Here is a 21387-nt window from a genome sequence, read left to right on the forward strand (position 1 = left end):
GCCATGACGACGTGGACCGGAGAAGCGGCCGGAGTGGATGAGCCGGCTGCGATGAAGAGGGAACTGACCACCGAGAAGCGCGAGTTGCTCAGGCAGAGGCTGCTCGGGAGGCCCCGAACCGCTGCGGCGCCCACGGGCGCACCGAGTGCCGTGCCGCGCCGTCCTGGCACCGAGGACGCCCCCTTGGCGCCCGTCCAGCACAACTTGTGGGTCGCGGACCGCCTGTTGTCCGACAACTCCACCTTCAGCGTCCACCGCGTCCTGCGCCTGACCGGGGCACTGGACCGCGACGCGGTCCGCCGGGCGCTGGACTCCCTGGTGGAGAGGCACGAGACGCTGCGCATGGTGTTCCGGGACGACAGTCCGCCACGCCAGGTCCCGCTCCCGCCCGCTCCGGCCGCGCTGCGCACGGTCGACCTGTCGCACCTTCCCCCGGTCGCGCGGTCGGCGGCGGCCGTGCGGGTGGCAGAGGAGGAGATCGCGCAGCCCTTCGACCTGGAGCAGGGCCCCGTCTTCCGGGCCGTCCTGGTCACCTGCGACGACCGCACCCACGTCCTGGTGCTGAACCTGCACCACTGCGTCGCCGACGAATGGTCGTGCGGTGTGCTGGGCCACGAGTTCGGCGCCCTGTACGGGGCGTCCGCCCGGGGCGAAAGCGACCTGACGACGGTGCTGCCGGAGCTTCCCGTGTCGTACCGGGACTACGCGCACTGGCAGGCGGAGCGGCTCTCCGGTGACCTGCTGGAGCGGCAGCTCGCCTACTGGCGTTCGGCGCTCGACGGCGTGCCCCCGGTCCTGGAACTGCCCACCGACCACGTGCGTCCGCCCGCCCCGTCGTTCTGGGGGCACGGCGCCCGCCGGCTGCTGTCCCCCGAAGTCAGTTCGGCGCTGCGGGACTTCGCCAGGCGGCACAACGTCACCCTCTTCACCGCCCTGCTGTCGGTGTTCGCTGGGTATCTGCACCGCTGGAGCGGCGGCCAGGGCCGCTTCTCGGTGCTGACGCCGGTCTCGGGCCGGGTCGTCGGCGACACCGAGCCGCTCATCGGCATGATGGCGAACACCCTGCCGCTGGCCGTGGACGTCAGCGACGACCCCGGGTTCGCCGCGCTCGTGCGGCGGATGAACACGGTGGTCCTCGGAGCTCTGGAGCACCAGGACGTCACCTTCGAGCAGTTGGTCGCGGACTCGGGGAACCCCCGGGACGCGTCGCGCAACCCGCTGTCGCAGGTCATGTACCAGTGCATCGAGTCGCGTGAGCACGTGTGGGACCTGCCCGGTGTCACGGTCGAGCGCGAGCGCATCGGCATGGCGTCCGCGAAGGTGGACCTGTCCCTGGTCGGGGCGAATCTCGACGACGGGGTCCGGCTCGACCTGGTGGGCGAGAGCACGCTGTTCGAGCCGACGACGGTGGAGCGGATGCTCGACTCGCTGGTCGAGGTGCTGACCCGCGCGGTGGCCGCCCCCGACACCACCGTCGGCGAGGTGCAGTTGCTCTCCGACCAGAACCTCGCCCGCGTGGTCGACGCCTCCCTCGGCTCCGGAGCCGCGACGCCCGAGGGGACCGTGCTGGACCTCTTCGCGGCCGTCGCCGCCGCCACACCCGACGCCGTCGCGGTCACCGCGGGCGGAAACCGTCTCACCTACCGGCAGATCGACGAGCTCTCGGACCGCACGGCAGCACGGTTGCGCGCGGCCGTGCCGGGGCCCGGCGCGCTGGTGGGGATCCATCTGCCCCGCTCCGAGCGGCTGGTGGCCACGCTGCTCGGCGTGTGGAAGGCAGGGTGCGCCTTCCTGCCCCTGCCGCTGGACCACCCCGAGGAACGCCTGCGGACCATGGTCGAGGACACGCAGGCCGTGCTCGTGGTCACCGAACGGGGACGGGAGGCCCTGTTCGGTACGGTTCCGTCGCTGTACGTCGGCCCCGGCTCCGACGACTTCGCCGCGAGCGACGCGCCCGCCCTCCAGGAAGCCGCACCGCACGCCCACGACCTCGCCTATCTCATGTACACCTCCGGCTCCACCGGCCGCCCCAAGGCGGTGGCGATCGAGCACCGGGGGCTCGTCAACTTCTGCAGCAGCACCGCACGTCGGCTGAACTCCGGCGCGGACGATGTCTGGCTCGGTCTGACCGGCATCGGGTTCGACATCTCGCTGGTCGAGATGTTCCTGCCGCTCATCACCGGCGGCCGGGTGGTCCTGGCTCCGGAGGGTGCCGCACAGGACGGTGACGCTGCGGTCAGCACGGCCCGGGAGCACGGGATCACCCATGTGCAGGCGACGCCGTCGGGCTGGCGGGTCCTGCTCGCCTCGACCCAGCGGCTGCCGCGGCTGGCGGTCGCCATGACCGGCGGTGAGTCCCTGCCGCCCGCGCTGGCCGCCGAGCTGCGCCTGACCGCCGGACGCGTCCTCAACTGCTACGGGCCCACCGAGTCCACGGTGTGGGCCACGTACGACGACGTCACCGACCCGGCCGCCGACATTACCGTCGGCACCGGCGTCGACCAGATCGCCGTCCACGTCCTCGACGCCGCGATGCGTCCGGTGCCCGTCGGCGTCCCCGGTGAGCTCTACGTGGGCGGGCCCGGGGTCGGGCGCGGCTACCACGCCCGGCCGGGACTGACGGCGGGTGCCTTCGTGCCCGACCCGTTCGGACCGCCCGGGGCGCGCCTGTACCGCTCGGGTGACGTGGGCGCGCGACGCCCCGACGGCCGTATCCGTTTCTTCGGGCGCGACGACCATCAGGTCAAGATCCGCGGCCACCGCATCGAACTCGGCGAGATCGAGGCCCGGTTGACCGCACACCCGGACGTGGCGCACGCCGTGGTCGTGGTGGACCGCAGTCCCGCCGGGGACCGGCTCGTCGGCTACGTCGTCGGGGAGGTCACGGAGGACGCGCTGAAGCGTCACCTCACGGCCGCCCTGCCCGTCGCGATGGTGCCCGCCGTCCTCGTGCCGCTGGAGAGTCTGCCGCTGTCGCCGAACGGCAAGGTCGACCGCCGCCGTCTGCCCGCCCCGCGCACCGAGGCTCCCGCCGAGCGCAGGGCGCCCGCCGCCGGTGCCGAGCGGGTCCTGGCCGGCATCTGGAGCCGGCTGCTCGACGTTCCCTCGGTGGCGGCGCAGGACAACTTCTTCACCCTGGGCGGCGACTCGGTGACCGCCGTGTTCCTCGTGTCGCGGGCCCGGGAGGCGGGGTACGTGTTCACCGCGCGCCAGGTCTTCGCCCATCAGACCCTGGCCGAACTGGCCTCCGTCGCCGTCGCGTCGGGCGACGGGGCGGCAGCCGGCGGCGTGGACCCGGGCGACTTCCCGCTGGCCGGTCTCGACCGGGAAGGGCTGGAGCGTGTCCTGACCGGGCTCTCCCCCGAGGACGTCCAGGACATCTACCCCTGCACCCCGCTCCAGGCGGGCATGCTGTTCCACAGCCTGCACGACGGCGGAGGGGACTCCTACTTCAACCAGTACCGCTGGGAGATCGACGGCGACCTCGACCAGGACGGCCTGATCGCCGCCTGGCAGCACGTCCTGGGCCGGCACGACGCGCTGCGCTGTTCCTTCCGCTGGGAGGGGCTGCAGCGTCCGCTCCAGATCGTGCACCGCGAGGTGCGGGCCGACTTCACCGTCCTGGACTGGTCCGAAGTCCCGACGGACGAGGTCCCGGAGCGCCTTGAGGCGGTGCTCGCCGAGGAACGCGACGCCGGTTTCGACATGTTCCGCGTTCCGCCCCAGCGGTTCCATCTCATCCGCACCGGACCCGACCGTCACCACCTGGTGTGGCACAACCATCACATCCTGGCCGACGGCTGGAGCGTCGGTCCGCTCCTCAACGAGGTCTTCGCGACGGCGACAGCCATCACCTCCGCGACCGCGACCGCCACCACGCACCGCCCTGCCGCCCGCCCCGCACGGGAGCTCCCCGCCCCGGTGTCGCATCGCGTCTACGTGGAGTGGCTGGCAAAGCAGGACCCGCGTGCCGTCGAGCGCTACTGGCGCGACGCCCTGGCCGGTTTCGTCGAGCCCACCTCGCTCCCGGTGGTGCGACCGACGTCCCCGGACGCCCCCGCGGGCGCGGCCGGCGCGGTCGAACTCGCCCTGACCCCGGACCTGACACAGGCGCTGTCGCGGCTCGCCCGTGAGCGGGGCTGCACGCTCGGGACCGTGCTCCAGGGTGCCTGGGCCCTGCTGCTGGGCCGGTGGAGCCGGAGCCGTGACGTGCTCTTCGGGCTGACCGTCTCCGGGCGTTCGGTCGACCTTCCACAGGTGGAGCAGATCGTGGGACTGCTCTCCAACACCCTTCCGGTGCGCGTGCGCTGGGAGGACGACGAGCGGCTCGACGACTGGCTGGGCCGCCTGGCCGGGCAGTTGGCCGGACTGCGCGACGTCGAGCACACCGCGCTCACCGACATCCACGGCTGGTCGGACGTCCCCGGCGACAAGAAACTGTTCGACAGCATCCTGGTCCTGCAGAACCTGGCGGTGGCCGAGCGCGCCGACCTGGGCGGGCTGTCGCTTCGCATGGGTCCCGTCCACCAGAGCAGCGGCTATCCGCTGATGCTGAACATCCGCACCGCCCCGACGGGGGCCGTCCTCCAGCTCATCCACGACGGCCTCCGCGTCGACCCCGGTGACGCAGAGCGCCTGCTGGCGTCCTTCGGCCGTCTCCTGGACGCCTTCGTGGAGCGGACCGGCGCCAGGGTCGGGGAACTGGCGATCCTTCCGGACGCGGCCCACGACACCGTCGTACGCCGCTGGAACGACACCGCGCACGACTTCCCCGCCGCCACGACCGTGCCCGCGATGATCGAGGCGCAGCGCACGCGCACCCCGCACGCGGCGGCGGTGGTGTACGACGGCCAGGAGTGGACGTACACCCGCCTGGACGAGGAGGCCACGCGGCTGGCGCGGCGGCTGCGGGCCGCCGGGGTGCGGCCGGGTGACCGGGTGGGCCTGCGTCTGGACCGCTCGGCGACGATGATCGCCGCGGTGCTCGCGGTATGGCGGGCAGGCGGCGCCTATGTGCCGCTCGACCTCGAATACCCGGACGCCCGGGCCGCCTTCGTGCTCTCGGACTCCGGAGTACGTGTCCTCCTGGCGAGCGAGGAACCTCCCGCGCCGTCGGTGCCGGACGGGGTGAGCGTCGTTCGCGTCGGCACCGGCGACGACGCGGAGCCCGTGTCCGCCGAAGCGACGGAGAACACCGGCGACGGTCCCGGCGGCGACGACGTGGCCTACGTCCTCTACACCTCCGGCTCGACCGGTCGTCCCAAGGGCGTCGAGGTCACCCATGCGTCGCTGGCCCATCTGACTGCCGCCATGACGCACGTGCTGGAGCCCACCGGTCCCCAGACGTGGCTCGGACTGACCGCGCTGTCCTTCGACATCTCCACCGTGGAGATGTTCGTGCCGCTCACCACGGGCGGCCGGGTCGTGGTGGTTCCGGAGGAGGCGCGCTGGGACGCCGCCGCCCAGCGCGCCCTGATCCGCACCAGCCGGGTCAGCCATGTCCAGGCCACCCCGTCCGGGTGGAGGCTGCTGCTGGCCGCCGGGTTCGGCGCGGCGGACGGGGTCGAGGTCGGCCTCGTCGGCGGCGAGGCACTGCCGCACACCCTGGCCGGCGAACTGCGCGCGGGCCTGTCCCGGCTGGTCAACGTGTACGGCCCGACCGAGGCCACCGTCTGGTCCACCTGGGACGACGTCGACCCCGCCGAGGACGAGGTGACCATTGGGCTGCCCCTGCCCAACACCTCCGCCCATGTCCTCGACGAGGCCCTGCGGCCCGTGCCGATCGGCGTGGCGGGCGAGCTGTACCTCGGGGGCGCGGGGGTGGCCCGCGGATACCTGGGGCGCGCCGGGCTGACGGCGCGGCAGTTCGTGCCCGACCCGTTCGGCGCCCCCGGCACCCGGCTGTACCGCACCGGTGACCTGGCCGCGCGGCGGCCGGACGGCCGTATCCGCTTCCTGGGCCGGGACGACCACCAGGTCAAGATCCGCGGCCACCGCATCGAGCTCGGTGAGATCGAGGATGCGTTGGCCCGCCATCCGGCGGTGCGGCTTGCCGCCGTCACCGTCCACCGGGACGCGGCGGGCGAGGAGTTCCTCGTCGGTTACGTGGCCGGCGACGCGCCCGACCCCGCCGAGGTGCGGACGTTCCTGCGGGGCGAGGTGTCCCGGGCGATGGTGCCCGACCGGCTCGTCGTCCTGGAGGGGATGCCGCTCAGCCCGGCCGGCAAGATCGACCGCGCCGCGCTTCCCGCCCCCGAGGCGGCCCCGGCGGCCCCGTCCACGCGGACCGCGCCCCGTAGCCCCGTCGAACAGGCTCTCGCGGACATCTGGGCCCGGGTGCTGGGCACCGGCGACATCGGCGTGGACGACGACTTCTTCGCCCTGGGCGGCAACTCCCTCAAGGCGGTGGCGGTCTCGGCGCTGGCCCGGCAGGCCGGACTCACCGTGACGACGCGGCAGATCTTCGCCCACCCCACCGTGGCCGCACTCTCGGGCCTGGCTGGCGGGGCACCGGCTGCGGCGCCCGCCGAGACCCGGCCGTTCGAGTTCACCGGGCTCGACGCCGAGGCCCTGGACGGGCTCCTGGACACTGTGGGCAGGGAAGACACCGAGGACGTGCTGCCCCTGTCCCCGCTGCAGACCGGGCTGTTCCTCGACACGCTGGCGGAGACCGGCGACTACGTGCGCGTGTTCGCCGTCGACATCGAGGGCGACTTCGACCAGGCCGCCTTCGAGGACGCCTGGGCCCATCTGGTCGACCGCCACGCGATCCTGCGGTCCACCTTCCACTGGGCGCACCTGCCCCGCCCGGTCCAGGTCGTCCGCAGCTCGGCGCCGCCGCGCTTGCGGTACGCCGACCTCACGGCTCTCCCGGAGGAGGGGCGTGCCGGGCGGCTCGCCGAGCTGGCAGCGGCGGAGGAGGCGACCGTCTTCGACCTCGGTGCCGCTCCGCCCTCCCGCTTCCTGCTGATCCGGATCGCCGAGGACCGGCACCGGTTCGTGTGGACCACCCACCATGTCGTCTTCGACGGCTGGAGCCTGCACAGCCTGCTCACCGAGGCGTTCGCCGTCTACCGCGGCCGTCACGAGACGGGCCGGCTGCCCGTCCTCGCGGACCCGCCGCCGTACCGGGAGTACCTGCGCCGGCTCGCCGGGCACGACACCCCCGAGGAGACCGAGCGCGAGAGCGCACACTGGCGCTCCCGCCTGGCGGGCTTCACCCGGCCCACTCCCCTGCCCGGCAGCCGTCCCACCGGAGCCGCCGCGGGCCTGTGGCACGCCCGGCAGACCCTGCCGACCGCGCTCTGCGACGCGTTGGAGCGGGCCGCCCGCCACCATCACGTCACCGTCGGCACCCTGGTGCACACCGCGTGGTCCCTGTTGCTGAGCCGGACGAGCGGGGAGCGGGACGTCGTCTTCGGCACGACCGTCTCCGGCCGCTTCGGCGACGTGGAGGGGGTCGAGCGGATGGTGGGTCTGCTGATGAACACCCTGCCCCTGCGGGTCGACGTGGACCCCTGCGCACCGCTCACCGAGCTGCTGCGCGAGGTCCAGCAGCGGGTAACCGAGGTCGCGGGGCGCGCCCATGTCGCACTTCCGGCCGTGCAACGGGCGAGCGAGGTGGCGCCGGGACGGCGGCTGTTCGACAGCCTGCTCGTCTACACCGACACCGGCCCCGGCACTCTGCCCGACGGCGTCGTTCCGGTCGCCGAGGGCGAGGTCCGTGACACCGGCTACCCCCTGGTCCTGGAGGCCACCCGCGCCGACCGGCTGACCCTCAGCCTGAGCTGCGGGCGGTCCCACTACGACCAGGTAACCGCCGACCGTCTGCTCGCCCAGGTCGTGCAGCTGCTGACCGGCCTCACCGAGGACCGGCGAGGACCGGGCAGTGCTGGCACCGCCGAAGCACCGACGCCGGTCGCCGACGTGCCGATGCTGTCGGCGGAGGAGCGCGAGCGGGTCGTCGTCGCCTGGAACGACACCGCCGTCCCCTTCCCCCACGACCGCACGCTGCACTCCCTGATCGAGACACAGACCGCCGACACCCCGGACGCCGTCGCCGTCACCCTCGGCGACGACACCTGGACGTATGCCGAACTCGGGGTGCGGGCCGACCGGGTGGCCGCGCGGCTGTACCGGGAGGGTGTGCGTCCCGGCGATCTGGTCGCCCTGTGCACCGAGCGCTCCTTCGAGCACGTGGTGGGTCTGCTCGGCATCCTGAAGGCGGGTGCCGCCTTCGTGCCCGTCGACCCCGACCACCCCGCGCGGCGCCAGGCGTATCTGCTCGCCGACTCCGGGGCCCGGGTGGTGCTCACCCAGACCCGGCTGCTCTCGGCCCTGCCCGAGGACACCGCCGCCCGTGTCCTGGCGCTGGACGACCCCACGGCCTGGCCGGAGGAGTCCGGAACCGGTCCCCGGCCGGAGGCGCTCCCCGCCGACCTGTGCTCGCTGTACTACACCTCGGGCTCGACCGGCGCGCCCAAGGCGGTGGCCTCGCACCACGCGGGCTGGGTCAACCGCATGGCGTGGATGCAGCGCCGGCACGGGCTGCGGCCCGGTGAGGGCGTCCTGCACAAGACCACCCTCGGTTTCGACGACGCGGCGGTGGAGATCCTGTGGCCGCTGATCACCGGGGGCCAGGTCGTGCTGCTGCCGCCGGGGGCGCACCGTGACGCCCACGCGATCGCCGAAGCCGTCGCCCGGCACGACGTGGTGCACGTGCAGTTCGTGCCCAGCGTGCTGGAGGTGTTCCTGGACATCCTCACCCCCGAGCGTGCCCGGTCGATGGCCCGGCTGCGGTCCGTCCTCACCAGTGGTGAGGCCCTGCGCCCGGCCCTGGTACGCCGGTTCCTGGAGGTCTTCGGGGAGAGGGTGAGCCTCGACAACACGTGGGGTGCCACCGAGGTGTCCATCGACTCCACCTGCCGTGTGTGCACCGTGGAGGACGCCGTTCCCGACACGGGCGCGGTGGCCCTGGGGCTGCCCATCGACAACAACACGGTCCATGTGCTCGACGGGGCCATGCGGCCTCTGCCGACCGGGGCCATCGGCGAACTCTTCATCGGAGGCGCCGGGTTGGCCCGCGGCTACCACGGCCGGTTCCGGCTGACCGCCGAGCGGTTCGTGCCGGACCCCTTCGGTCCGCCCGGCTCCCGGCTCTACCGCACCGGCGACCTGGGGCGGCGACGGGCCGACGGGGTACTGGAGTTCGCCGGCCGTGCCGACCACCAGGTCAAGCTGGGCGGGGTGCGCGTCGAACTCGGCGAGATCGAGGACGCGTTGCGCCGGGCACCGAGGGTCAAGGACGCGGTCGCCGACGTACGGACCGTGGCCGGTGCCAGGACACTCGTCGGGTACACCGTCGGCGGCGACGACCCGGACCGTACGCTCGCCGCCCTGCGCGCGGAGCTGCCCGACGTCATGGTGCCGAGGTTCCTCGTAGCCCTGGACTCGGTCCCGCTGAACGCCAACGGCAAGGTGGAGCGGGCCGCCCTGCCCGATCCGGACCTCGCCGCCCGCGAGGTGGCACCGGAGTCCCATGTGGCGCCGCGCACCGCGACCGAGGAGGCCGTCGCCCGGATCTGGTGCGCCGTCCTCGGGAGGCCGCGCGTCGGGGTGCACGACAACTTCCGTGCGCTGGGCGGGGATTCCATCCTGCTGATCCACACGGTCGCCAAGGCGCGTGAGGCGGGTCTGTCCGTCACGCCGAAGATGGTCTTCGAGCACCCCACGGTCGCCGCCCTCGCCGCGGCCTCGGACGAGGCGGCGGCCCAGGGCCGGTCCACCAGCGTCCACGCCGAGCAGGGCCCGGTCAGCGGCGAGGTCCCCTTCGGGCCGATCCAGCACCAGTACGCCGCCGTCGGGCCACGCGACCGCTTCAACCAGAGCCGGCTCCTGCACGCCGCTCCCGAGATCGACCCCGACACCCTGCGGGCCGCGCTGCGCACCCTGATCGACCACCACGACGCGCTCCGGCTGCGCTGGAGCCGCCGGGAGGACCACTGGCACCAGGACCTGGCGCCGGCAGGCGGCCATGACAATCCGCTCACGGTCGTGGAGACCCCGCACGAGGCCGACGCCGCGGTGCAGGCCGCGCACACCGGACTCGACCTGGCCCACGGCCCGCTGCTGCGTGCCGTACTGCTGCGGCACACCGGGCAGCTCCTGCTGGTCGCCCACCACGTGGCGGTCGACACCGTGTCCTGGCACATCCTCGTCGAGGACCTCACCACCCTGTGCACCGGGGGCGAACTGCCCGCCAAGACGACGTCCGTGCAGCACTGGGCGCGACGGCTGCGCGAACACGCGCACAGCGTCGAGTTCGCACCCGAGGCCGCCTACTGGGCGCTGCCGCGGCCGTCCGTCGCGCCGCTTCCGGCGGATCGTGAGGGCGGTGAGAACACCGAGGGCCGCGCCCGCTCCACGCGGGTCGTCCTCGCGGCCCCGGCCACGGCGGTCCTGCTGCGTCAGGCCGCCGCGCGGCGCGGCGCCGAGCCGGAGCACCTGATGCTGGCGGCCCTGGCCCGCACGCTCACCGAGGCCACCGGCGGTGACACCTGCGCGATCGACGTGGAACGGCACGGCCGTGAACCGCTGTTCGACGACGTCGACCTCACCCGCACGGTCGGCTGGTTCACCAGCGTGCAACCACTGCTCATCACCCGGCCGGAGCGCGGCGGTACCGACGCCTGGATCGACGTGGTCGCCGAGCACACCCGCACGCCCGCCGGGCGCGGCATCGGCCATGGACTCGCCCGGTACCTGCGCGGGGACGACAGCACCGCACCCGCCGCGCAGCTCTCGTTCAACTACCACGGCCGCCGGGACACCGGCCCCGCCGAGGACATGCCGCTGCGGCCCCTGCCGCGGTCGCTCGGCGAGCACGTCGATCCGGAGCAGCGGCGCTCCCACCTCGTGGAGATCGAAGCGGTGATCCTCGACGGCGAGCTGCACCTCGAATGGCGTTACGCGGCCGACCACTTCGCCCCCGGCACCGTGCGCGACCTGGCCGAACGGCACCTGGAACACCTCACCGAGCTGGCCGCCGCGCCGCCCGAGGAGACACGTGTGCCGGCCGAGCCGTTCGTGCGGCGGCTGTTCGCCGGGGCACCGGCCCCGAGGCTGCCGATGCTGCGGCACCGGGTACCGGGCGTGGCGATCGCGCTGATCGCCGACGGCGACCTGCGCGGGGCCTGGGGCTTCGGGGTCCTCGGGACCGACGACCCCGTCGCGGTCGACGAGCGCACCGTCTTCCAGGTCGGCTCGATCAGCAAGCACGTCACCGCGCTGGGCGTGATGGCGCTGGTCCAGGAGGGGCGTCTCGACCTGGACACCGACGTCAACAGGATGCTCACCTCGTGGCGGCTGCCCGGCGACGGGGTCACCCTGCGCCATCTGCTCACCCACACCGCGGGGCTCGGCGCACAGTCCTACGACGGCTACCGCGCGGGCCTGCCGCTGCCCACCCCGGCGCAGGTCCTCGCCGGCGGCCCGCCCTCGCTGACCCCGCCGGTTCGTCCCGTGGGCCCGCCCGGATCGCCCTACCTGTACTCGAGCAGCAACTTCACCGCGGTGCAGCAGGTGCTCCAGGACGTCACGGGGCAGGAGTTCGCGCCGCTGATGCGCGCGCTCGTCCTGGACCCGCTGGGCATGCGGGACAGCGACTTCGCGCCGGGCGTACCGGATCTGCCCGGCACCACGCTGGCCCGCAACCACCAGGCGTCGGGCGCGCCCTACCCGGAGGGCTGGCACCTGTACCCGGAGTCCGCCGCGGGCGGCCTGTGGTCCACGCCCCGGGACCTGGCCCGGGTAGCGGTCGAGATCCAGCGGGCGGTGACCGGTGGCCCGGCGGTCCTGCTGGGCGCGGAGGCGGCGGCCGAGATGCTCCGCCCCCACCCCGGCACGCCGGGGGGCCTGGGCACCGCGGGCAAGCCGTACGGCGGACGCCGCTGGTTCGGACACACCGGGGGCGTCCCCGGCTTCCGTTCGCTGACCTGGGCCGACCCGGACCGCGGTCTGGGCCTCGTCATCACCGCCAACTCCGACGCCGGTGAGGACTTCCTTCGAGAACTGCTGCACGACCTCGGGGTCGGATTGGAGGACGCACGATGGTGACGATCGACGCCGCGTTCCGCCTGTGGGCGGCGCGCACTCCGGACGCCGTGGCGCTGCGCGCGCCCGGCACCCGGATGACCTACGGCGAACTGGACCGGGCCGCGACCCGGGTCGCCCGCGGTCTGCTGCGGCTCGGGGTGAAGCCCCGGGAGCTGGTCGGGGTGGCCGCCGCCCCGTCACCGGGCTTCGTGGTGTCGGCCCTGGCGGTGCTCCGCGCGGGCTGCGCCTATCTGCCGATGGATCTGACGTACCCGCAGGAGCGGCTGACGCACATGCGCCGGGACAGCGGCATCCGCGTTCTGGTGTCCTCCGGCGACGGCGGCGGCCTGCCGCCCGCCCTGGCGGACTGCGTGGTCCTCGACCCGGCAGCCGACACCGACGGCGACGACCCCTTCGGCCCCGGTGCGGCGGGGCTGTCCGCGCCCGCGGACCTGGCGTACGCGATGTACACCTCGGGCTCGACGGGCCTGCCCAAGGCGGTGCTGGTCGAGCAGCGCAACGTCACCGCGTTCGCGCTGCGGCAGGACTTCGCGGACCTCGGGCCCGGCCGGACCATGCTCCAGAGCAGTTCGTTCTCCTTCGACGCGTCGGTGCTGGAGATCTGGGGGGTGCTGTTGCGCGGCGCATGCCTGGCCTTCCCGCCGGACGGCCTGCTGACCTCCGCCGAGCTGGGCGAGGTGCTGGCCCGCGAGGAGGTGACCGACCTGTGGCTGTCGTCGGGCCTCTTCCACCGGATCGCCGACGACGTGCCCGAGGCGCTGGCGCCGCTGCGCACCGTGATCACCGGCGGTGACGTGGTGTCCCCGGCCTGCGTGCGGCGCGTCCTCGAAACCAACCCCGGGCTGACGGTGGCGCACATCTACGGGCCGACCGAGACCACCGTGGCCATCTGCCGCCGGCTGCTCACCCACCCGGACCAGGTGGAGTCCCCGCTGCCGCTGGGCGCCCCGATCCCCGGCGCGAGCCTGCACGTCATGGACGAGCGCGGGCGGCCCCTCCCGCCGGGTGCGACCGGCGAGCTGTGGATCGCCGGGGAGACCGTCTCCCGCGGCTACCACGACCGCCCCGGGCTCACCGCGGAGCGCTACGTCACCGATCCCGGGACCGGCCGGCGCGCGTACCGCAGCGGCGACCTCGGCCGCAAACGCCCCGACGGCACGGTCGAGTTCGTCGGCCGCGCCGACAGCCAGGTCAAGATCCGGGGCTTCCGCATCGAGCCCGGCGAGATCGAGGCAACGCTCGGCGAGGCACCCGAGGTGCGTTCCTGCCTGGTCACCGCGCGCGTCGCGCCGCCCGGCGACAAACGTGTCGTCGCCTATGTCGTCCCGCGTGACACGGGGCCGCTGCGCGCCGCCGACGTGCACCGTTACCTCGCCGGGCGGCTGCCGCGCCACATGCTGCCCTCCGAGTACGTGGCCCTGGACGCGCTGCCCCTGGACGCCAACGGCAAGGAGGACCGGCGCCGCCTGCCCGAGCCCGCCTGGGGGCGCGGCAGCCGCGCCGTCCTCGACGTCGTCCCCGTTCCCGCCGCCCCGGCCGCCCTGCCCGAGAGGATCTGATCGCCCATGTCTGCCACCCCCGGACTCACCGGGGTCCAGGTGCCGCTCAGCCGCGACCAGGAACGGACCTGGTTCGTCGACCAGATGAGCAGTTCGACGTCCGACTACCTCATCCCGCTCCGGCTGCACTTCGCCGGCCCCCTCGACCGTGACGCCCTGCGCCGCGCGCTCCAGGCCCTGGTGGCCCGTCACGAGGTGCTGCGCACCGGCGTGCTCGCCGCGGAGGCAGGACCGGTGGGCGTGGTCCTTCCCCCGGACCGGTTCACGCTTCGGGAGATCGAGGCGGGCGACGCCGAGGCGCTGGACGCCGCCCTCGCCGCCGAGGCGGCGACCCCGATGGACCTGGCCACCGAACTCCCCGTGCGCGCCCTGCTCATCCGGCACGGTGAGCGCGAGCACACCCTCGTCCTCACACTGCACCACGTCGCCGCCGACGACTGGTCGTGCGCCCTCGTCTACGACGAACTGGCCGCCGACTACACGGCCTTCACCACCGGCGCCCCTTCCCCCGTCCCCCCGCCCGCGGAGCCGTACCGCGTCGTGGCGGCCCATCTCGACGCCCGCGCCGCCGAGGCCGGGCGGCCCGGCAGCCCCGGGCTCGGCCACTGGCGCGAGACGCTGGCCGACCTCACCGCGTTCGAACTGCCCGCCGACCGCCCGCGCCCGGCCGTACGGGCGGGCCGGGGGGCGACACGGACCGCGTTCGTGCTGCCGCCGAAGGTCGCCGAGCCGCTCACCGTGCTGGCCCGCTCCGCGGGAGCCACACCCGCGATGCTGTTGAACGCCGCGGTCCAGGCCGTCCTGTACCGCAGCACCGGACGGCAGGACGTCACCACCGGCACCACCTATGCGCGCCGCGACGACCCGGCGACCGAGCGGCTGCTGGGCCTGCTCATCAACATGCTGCCCCTGCGCGGCCGGCCGGGCCCGCAGCTGACGTTCCGCCGGTTCGTCGAGGAGTTCCGTGACGTGGCGCTCGACGCGTTCGAGCACGCGGAGGTGCCCTTCGACCGGCTGGTGGAGGAGAGCGCACCCGAACGCGACCCGTCCCGCACACCGCTGTTCCAGATTCTCGTCAACTTCCGTACCGGCCGCCGCCGTTCGCCCCGGATGCCGGGTCTGACCGTGACCGACCTCCCGATGCCGTACCACGGCGCCAAGTACGACCTCTGCGTCAGCTTCGAGCAGGGCGCCGCCGGACTGTGGTGCGGGGTGAACTGGGACGTCGACCTCTACGACGACGCCACCGTGGAGCGGCTCGGCAACTGGCTGGAACGGCTGCTGCGGCATGTCGCCGAGGCACCCGACACCCTCCTGGACGACATCCCGCTGCTGTCCGCTCCCGAACGGGACGCCCTGCGCGCCCTGGTGCTGCGTCCGGCCGTCGACACGCCCGCGCAGACCCTGCACGAGCTGGTGGCCCTCAGCGCCGCCGCCCGGCCCGACGCGGTCGCCCTGGTCGAAGCCGACGGCACCACCACGAGCTACGCGGCCCTGGAGGCGGCGGCGAACGCCGTCGCCCGCCGCCTGACCGCCCACGGGGTCGGTCCCGATGTGCCGGTGGGCCTGCTGATCGACCGGTCGGTGGCGATGGTCGTCGGCCTGCTCGGCATCCTCAAGGCGGGCGGCGCCTACCTGCCGATCGAGACCGGCACGCCCGCCGCCCGGATCGTCACCCTGCTCACCGACGCCGGCGCACCGGTCTGCCTGATCGCCGGCGAGCACGCCGACACGGTCACCGCCGCGGGCGCCGTCCCGCTCCGCGTGGACCCGCAGGAGACGGCGGCGCCCCCGTCCGTGACCGTCCACCCCGACCACCTGTGCGCGGTCTACTACACCTCCGGCTCCACCGGCCGCCCCAAGGGCGTGGCCTGCACCCACCGCGGCTGGGTCAACCGCATGGCGTGGATGCAGCACCGGCACGGGCTGCGTCCCGGCGAGACGGTCCTGCACAAGACGACCCTGCCGTTCGACGACGCCGCCGTCGAGATCCTCTGGCCGCTCATCACCGGGGGCACCGTGGCGCTGCTGCCGCCCGGACTGCACCGCGACCCGCGCGCCCTGGTCGACGCGACCGTGCGCCACCGCGCCGTCCACGTGCAGTTCGTGCCCAGCGTCCTGGACCTCTTCCTGGAGGAACTCACCCCCGACGACACCACCGCGCTGCGCCGGAACCTGCGCAGCGTCCTCTCCAGCGGCGAGGCCCTGCGCCCTGCCCTCGTGGAACGCTTCCGCACCGCGTTCGGCGACTCGGTCGGCCTGGACAACACCTGGGGCGCCACCGAGGTGTCCATCGACTCCACCTTCCACGTCTGCGGCCCCCGCGACACCCACGGCAGCGGCGCGGTCAGCCTCGGACGGCCCATGGACAACAACGAGGTCATGGTCCTCGACCACCTTCTCGCGCCGCTGCCGCCCGGCGTCCCGGGCGAGCTGTGCATCGCCGGGACCGGTCTGGCCCGCGGCTACCTGGGTGATCCCGCCAAGACCGCCGGCGCCTTCGTCCCGCACCCCTACCGGCCCGGCGAGCGCGTGTACCGCACCGGGGACCGCGGCCGGATGCACCCCGACGGCACCTTCACCTACCTGGAGCGGATGGACCGCCAGGTCAAGGTGCGCGGGGTCCGGGTGGAACTGGGCGAGGTGGAGGCCGCGCTGCGCGATCACCCCTCGGTGACGGACGCCGCGGTGGTGACCCGCCGCGCCGCCTCCGGCGATCTGCGCCTGGCCGCCTACGCCGTCCACGACGAGGGCGGGACCTCGGTGCGCGAGCTGCGCGAGCACCTGTCCAGCCGCCTGCCCGGGTACGCCGTGCCCACCACACTCACCGTGCTGCCCGCGCTGCCCCGCTCGGCCAGCGGCAAGCTCAGCCCCTCACTGCTGCCCGATCCCGACCCCGCCGACCACGAGAGCGACGAGTACGTCGCGCCCCGCGACGAGACAGAGCGGGCCGTCGCCGACATCTGGGCCGAGGTGCTGTCCGTTCCTCGCATCGGCGTCCTAGACGACTTCTTCTCCTTCGGAGGCCACTCGCTGATCGCCACCCGGGCCGTCAACCGGATGCGGCAGGTCTTCGACGTCCCGCTCCCGCTGAGCGTGATCTTCGAGCGGCCGACCGTCGCCGGAACGGCGGAGCACATCCACGACATGATCCTGGCCGAGATCGAGGCGTTGTCCGACGACGAGGCGCATCGGCTCCTCACGGACGTCTCCCCGGCCACCAGCCCCGCGGACAACGAACGAGGTACGACGCGATGAAGACTCCTCTGCTGTACGAGGCGTTCCTTGAGCACGCCCTGCGTACCCCCGACGAGCCGGCGCTGCTGTGGGCGGACGGCACTCTCACCTACGGCGGCCTGGAGCGCCGCTCGGCCCTGCTGGCCCGCCGCCTGGTGGCCGCCGGTGCCGGCCGCGGAGCGCTCGTCGGGGTCTGCGTCAGCCGCGGCCCCCTTCTGCCCACCGCGCTGCTCGCCGTGATGCGGGCCGGAGCCGCCTGGGTGCCGCTGGACCCGTCCTACCCGCAGGACCGGCTGGAGTACATGCTGCGCGACTCCGGTGTCTCCCTGGTCATCGCCGACGAGAACGCGGCACTCCGGCTGCCGGGCGACGTCCGTGTCCTGGACCCGCACGCCGCCGGCTCCGCAGCCCCGGCCCCCCTGGACTCCGCGGGCCCCGGCGATCTCGCCTACGTCATCTACACCTCCGGCTCCACCGGTAAGCCCAAGGGCGTCCTGGTCGAGCACGGCAGCGTCGCCGCCACGATCGCCGGGGTGCGCACCGAGTGGGAGGTGGGGACGGGCGACCGCGTCCTGCAGTTCGCCCCCTCCAGCTTCGACGCATCCGTCCTGGAGACCGGTGTCGCCCTCACCGGCGGCGCGACGCTCGTCCTGACCGACTCCGAGAGCGTGGTGCCGGGCCCCGGCCTGGTGGACCTGATGGACCGGCTCGGCGTGACCTTCACGCTGCTGCCGCCATCGGTGGTCGCCGCGCTCCCCGACGCCGAACTCCCCGCGCTGCGCACCCTGGTGTGCGGCGGGGAGGCGCTGCCCGCGGAGATCGTGGCCCGCTGGAGTCCGGGCCGGCGCGTCTTCAACGCCTACGGGCCGACCGAGATCTCCATCGTGGCCACCACCGGCGAGGTGACCGGTTCCGCGACACCCGACATCGGACGTCCGCTGCCGGGCGTGCGGATCGACCTGCTCGACAAGGCGGGGCTGCCGGTGGCCCCGGGCGAAGTCGGTGAACTCGTCGTCTGCGGAGCCGGGGTGACGCGCGGCTACCTCGGCAGGCCCGCCCTGACCGCCGAGCGGTACGTCCCCGTCGCCGACGGCCGCGCCTACCGCACCGGCGACCTCGCCCGCCGACTCCCCGACGGCCGCTACCTCTACGCCGGGCGCGCCGACCACCAGGTCAAGATCCGCGGCTTCCGCGTCGAGCCGGGCGAGATCGCCGAAGTGCTGCGCACGCACCCGGCGGTCTCCGACGCCGTCGTCGTCGCGCGGGGCACCGTCCTGGTCGGCTACGTGGCCACCCCGGACGACGAGGCGCACCCCGCCGACCTGCGGGCCTGGTGCGCGCGCACCCTGCCCGCGCACATGGTGCCCTCCACCATGGTCGCGCTGCCCGCGCTGCCCCTCACACCGAGCGGCAAGGTGGACCGGGAGGCGCTGCCGTCGCCGTACAGGTCCGAGGTGAGCCAGGGCGACGAGCCGGCCACGCCGACCGAGGCCGCGGTCGCCGCGCTGATGTCGGAGCTTCTCGGCGGCACCCCGGCGGGCGCCACCGACGACTTCTTCCAACTGGGCGGCCACTCCCTGCTCGTCGGGCGTCTCGCCGCTCGCATCCGCACCGACCTGGGCGCCGACATCCCGCTCTCCCACCTCTTCCGCCTCGCGACCCCCCGCGAGATCGCCGCGCTCGTCGACAGCGACGCTCCCCTCGACGACGCGGCATCCGTGCCCGCGCCGCCTCCGATGCGGCACGCGGACCGGTCCCGGCACATCCCCCTGTCCTTCCCGCAGGAGCGGGTCTGGTTCCTCGAACAGCTCTCGCCCAGCAACCAGGCGTACCGGATGCAGGCCACGCTCACCCTGCGCGGCGCCCTGGACATGACCGCACTGCGCGCCGCCCTCGTCGAACTGGTGCGCCGGCACGAGATCCTGCGCACCGCGTTCCGCGAGGTCGACGGGGTGCCCGTGCAGTGCCCGGTCGAGATGGACGCCATCGACATCGAGGTCCCGCTGGTCGACCTCTCCGACCTGTCCGAGGAGGAACGAGAGCGGGCCTGGCAGGAGTTGTCGGCGCGGGAGCAGGCCGAGCCGTTCGACATGGAGAAGCCTCCGCTGGCCCGCTGGGTCGTGGCCAAGGACGCGCACGAGGCGTACCGGCTGATCCATGTGGAGCACCATCTGGTGCACGACGGCTGGTCGTTCGCGGTGTTCGTCGGCGAACTGACCCGCCTGTACGCGGTGTTCGCCGAGGGGACAAAGGCTCCGCCGGAGCCGCGGTTCCAGTTCGCCGACCTCGCCGCCTGGCAGCGGTCGTGGCTGGACGGCCCGGTGATCGACCGCTACGTCGGTCACTGGGCCAAGGTTCTGGACGGGGCCCCGCCCGCCCTGGAACTGCCCACCGACCGGCCCCGCCCGCCGGAGTTCACCTTCCGCGGCGACGTCGTACGGGTGACCCTCGAACCGGACGAGTACAAGCGGCTGCGCGAGGGGGCCCGCAAGTTCGGCGTCACCCTCTACTCGACGATGCTGACCGCGTTCGCCGCCCTGCTGTCGCGCTACGCGGACCAGACCGACTTCGTGCTGGGCATCGGGGTGGCCAACCGCAGGCTCGCCGAGGCCGAGCGGCTGATCGGGATGATGGTCAACACGGTGCCGCTGCGGGTCCGGCTGGAGGACGACCCGACGTTCCGGCAGCTCCTCGGCCGGGTCCACGACACGGCGGTGGAGGGGTACGCGTGGCAGGACGTGCCGCTGCAGAAGCTCGTCAAGGCCATCGCCCCGGCGCGTGACCTCTCCCGCAACCCGCTGTTCTCGGCCATGTTCAGCTTCCACGACTCCGCCGTCCCCGACCTGGAATTCGCCGGCCTGCGCGGCGAGGTGCGGATGGAGCACAACGGGTCGGCCAAGGCGGACCTGAACATCGTCGCGATCCCGCGCGCCGAGCAGCGGGTGGGCAAGCGCCCCAGCAGCGAGGACGACGCGCTGACCATCATCTGGGAGTACGCCACCGACCTCTTCGACGCGGACACCATGCACAGCATGGTCCGCGCCTATCTCGACCTGCTGCGCGCAGCGCTCGACGAGCCCGACCTGCCGGTGTCCCGGTTCCCGCTGACCGGGGCGGCCCCGGCGAGCACCACCGAGGCCGGGTCCGTCGAGGCCACGGTCGTGGACCTGGTGGAACGGGGCATCACGGAGCACCCGGACGCGCCGGCCGTCAGGACGGACTCCGGCTCCGTCACCTACCACGAACTGGGCCTGCGTGCCGACCGTCTGGCGCAGGCCCTGTCCCGGCAGGGAGCCGGCCCAGGACGTCCCGTCGCCCTGCGGCTGGAACCCGGCCCCGGCCTGGTCGCCGCGCTGCTGGCCGCCGCCCGTACCGGCGCCCCGGCGCGGGTGCTGGCGCCCGGCGCCGAACCGGCGGCCACGGAGACGCTCTTCACCGGGGACCCGGCGCTTGCCCCGGCCGCCGCCGGTTCCGGCGGCCGGGACAGGCGCTTCCGGTCCTTCGGCGACGACGTCCTGGCCCTGGTGGGCGAGGCGGGCATCACCCGCACCGCGCTCACCGGCGCCCTCGTCGCACTCGACGACCTCGGGTTCGGGGCGGGGCAGGTCCTCCAGAGCGCCGCGACCGACAGCGCGCTGTTCCTGCTCCAGGTGTGGACCACGCTGGCCCGCGGAGGCACGCTCGTCGTCCCGCCGACACCGCCGCACTCGCCCGCAGCGCTGGCCGAACTCCTGATTGACCGTCAGGAACCTTTCTCCGCACTGCTCCTGCCCGACACCACCGTCACCACGCTGCTCGCCCACCACCGCGACACCCTGGCCCGGGGCGCCGAGGCGGTCCTCGCCCTCGGTCCCGACCTGGACCCCTCCGCGCTGCGGGAGCCCTCCGGTGTCCGCCTCGCGGTCGGGTTCGGAACCACCGGGGTGCCGCTCGCGCTGTACCGGCCACTCGGCCCGGCCCCGGAACCCACCGCGGCCGTCGTACCCGTAGGTCACCCGGTGCCCGGTGTCACGGCCGCCGTCCTCGACTCCCGCGGGGAACCGCTGCCCGCCGGGGTCCCAGGTGAACTCCACCTCGCCCACGGCGACGCGTCCGGGCTCGTGCCCACCGGTCACCGGGCCCGGCACACCGTCCACGACGGCTTCGAGATCCTGGGCCCGGCCGGGTCCTGGCCGACCGTCTCGGGCTTCCGCGTCGCGCCCCACGAGACACGCTCCCGCCTCACCGCCCACCGCCGGATCGCCGAAGCGGCGGTCGTCACGGCCGACGGCGAACTCCACGCCTACCTCGTACCGCCCACCGGCTCCGCCGTCCCCGACGGCGAGGAACTCATCGACTTCCTCTCCGAGTCCCTGCCCGACTACCAGATCCCCGCCCGCTTCACGGCGGTGCCCACCCTTCCCGTACGGCCGGACCGCCCCCTCGCGCCGCAGCCGACCGGCCGCGCGTGACCCGCACCGGCGCCCCCATCCACCAA

At 73.9% G+C, this 21387-nt stretch carries 4 protein-coding genes; all 4 read left to right on the plus strand.

Translation table 11 applies throughout. From position 1 onward, the window contains the following. Positions 1–51 precede the first annotated feature (51 nt). From ACIP5W_RS19080 to ACIP5W_RS19095, 4 genes are read left to right on the plus strand one after another with little or no spacing between them, the layout of a single operon-like run. Entirely contained in the window at positions 52–12114 is a 12063-nt protein-coding gene (locus ACIP5W_RS19080) for an amino acid adenylation domain-containing protein (RefSeq protein WP_401474377.1), read from the plus strand. Further along, positions 12108–13673, plus strand: coding sequence for an amino acid adenylation domain-containing protein (locus ACIP5W_RS19085; RefSeq protein WP_401474379.1), 1566 nt, complete (start codon positions 12108–12110; stop codon positions 13671–13673). The genes ACIP5W_RS19080 and ACIP5W_RS19085 overlap by 7 nt, the downstream gene beginning before the upstream one ends. A gap of 6 nt (positions 13674–13679) precedes the next feature. Then, entirely contained in the window at positions 13680–16931 is a 3252-nt protein-coding gene (locus tag ACIP5W_RS19090; protein WP_401474381.1) for an amino acid adenylation domain-containing protein, read from the plus strand. Further along, a complete protein-coding gene (locus ACIP5W_RS19095) occupies positions 16928–21361 on the plus strand; it encodes an amino acid adenylation domain-containing protein (RefSeq protein WP_401474384.1) in 4434 nt (1477 codons plus the stop codon). The genes ACIP5W_RS19090 and ACIP5W_RS19095 overlap by 4 nt, the downstream gene beginning before the upstream one ends. The last annotated feature ends 26 nt before the right edge of the window (positions 21362–21387 follow it).

The sequence above is a fragment of the Streptomyces sp. NPDC088766 genome (genome assembly GCF_044750845.1).
Lineage (GTDB): Bacteria > Actinomycetota > Actinomycetes > Streptomycetales > Streptomycetaceae > Streptomyces.

Bases quoted from the DNA above. Each gene is read 5' to 3' on its own strand.
- ACIP5W_RS19090 (WP_401474381.1), top strand. From the start codon at position 13,680: ATGTCTGCCACCCCCGGACTCACCGGGGTCCAGGTGCCGCTCAGCCGC.
- ACIP5W_RS19085 (WP_401474379.1), top strand. From the start codon at position 12,108: ATGGTGACGATCGACGCCGCGTTCCGCCTGTGGGCGGCGCGCACTCCG.
- ACIP5W_RS19095 (WP_401474384.1), top strand. From the start codon at position 16,928: ATGAAGACTCCTCTGCTGTACGAGGCGTTCCTTGAGCACGCCCTGCGT.
- ACIP5W_RS19080 (WP_401474377.1), top strand. From the start codon at position 52: ATGAAGAGGGAACTGACCACCGAGAAGCGCGAGTTGCTCAGGCAGAGG.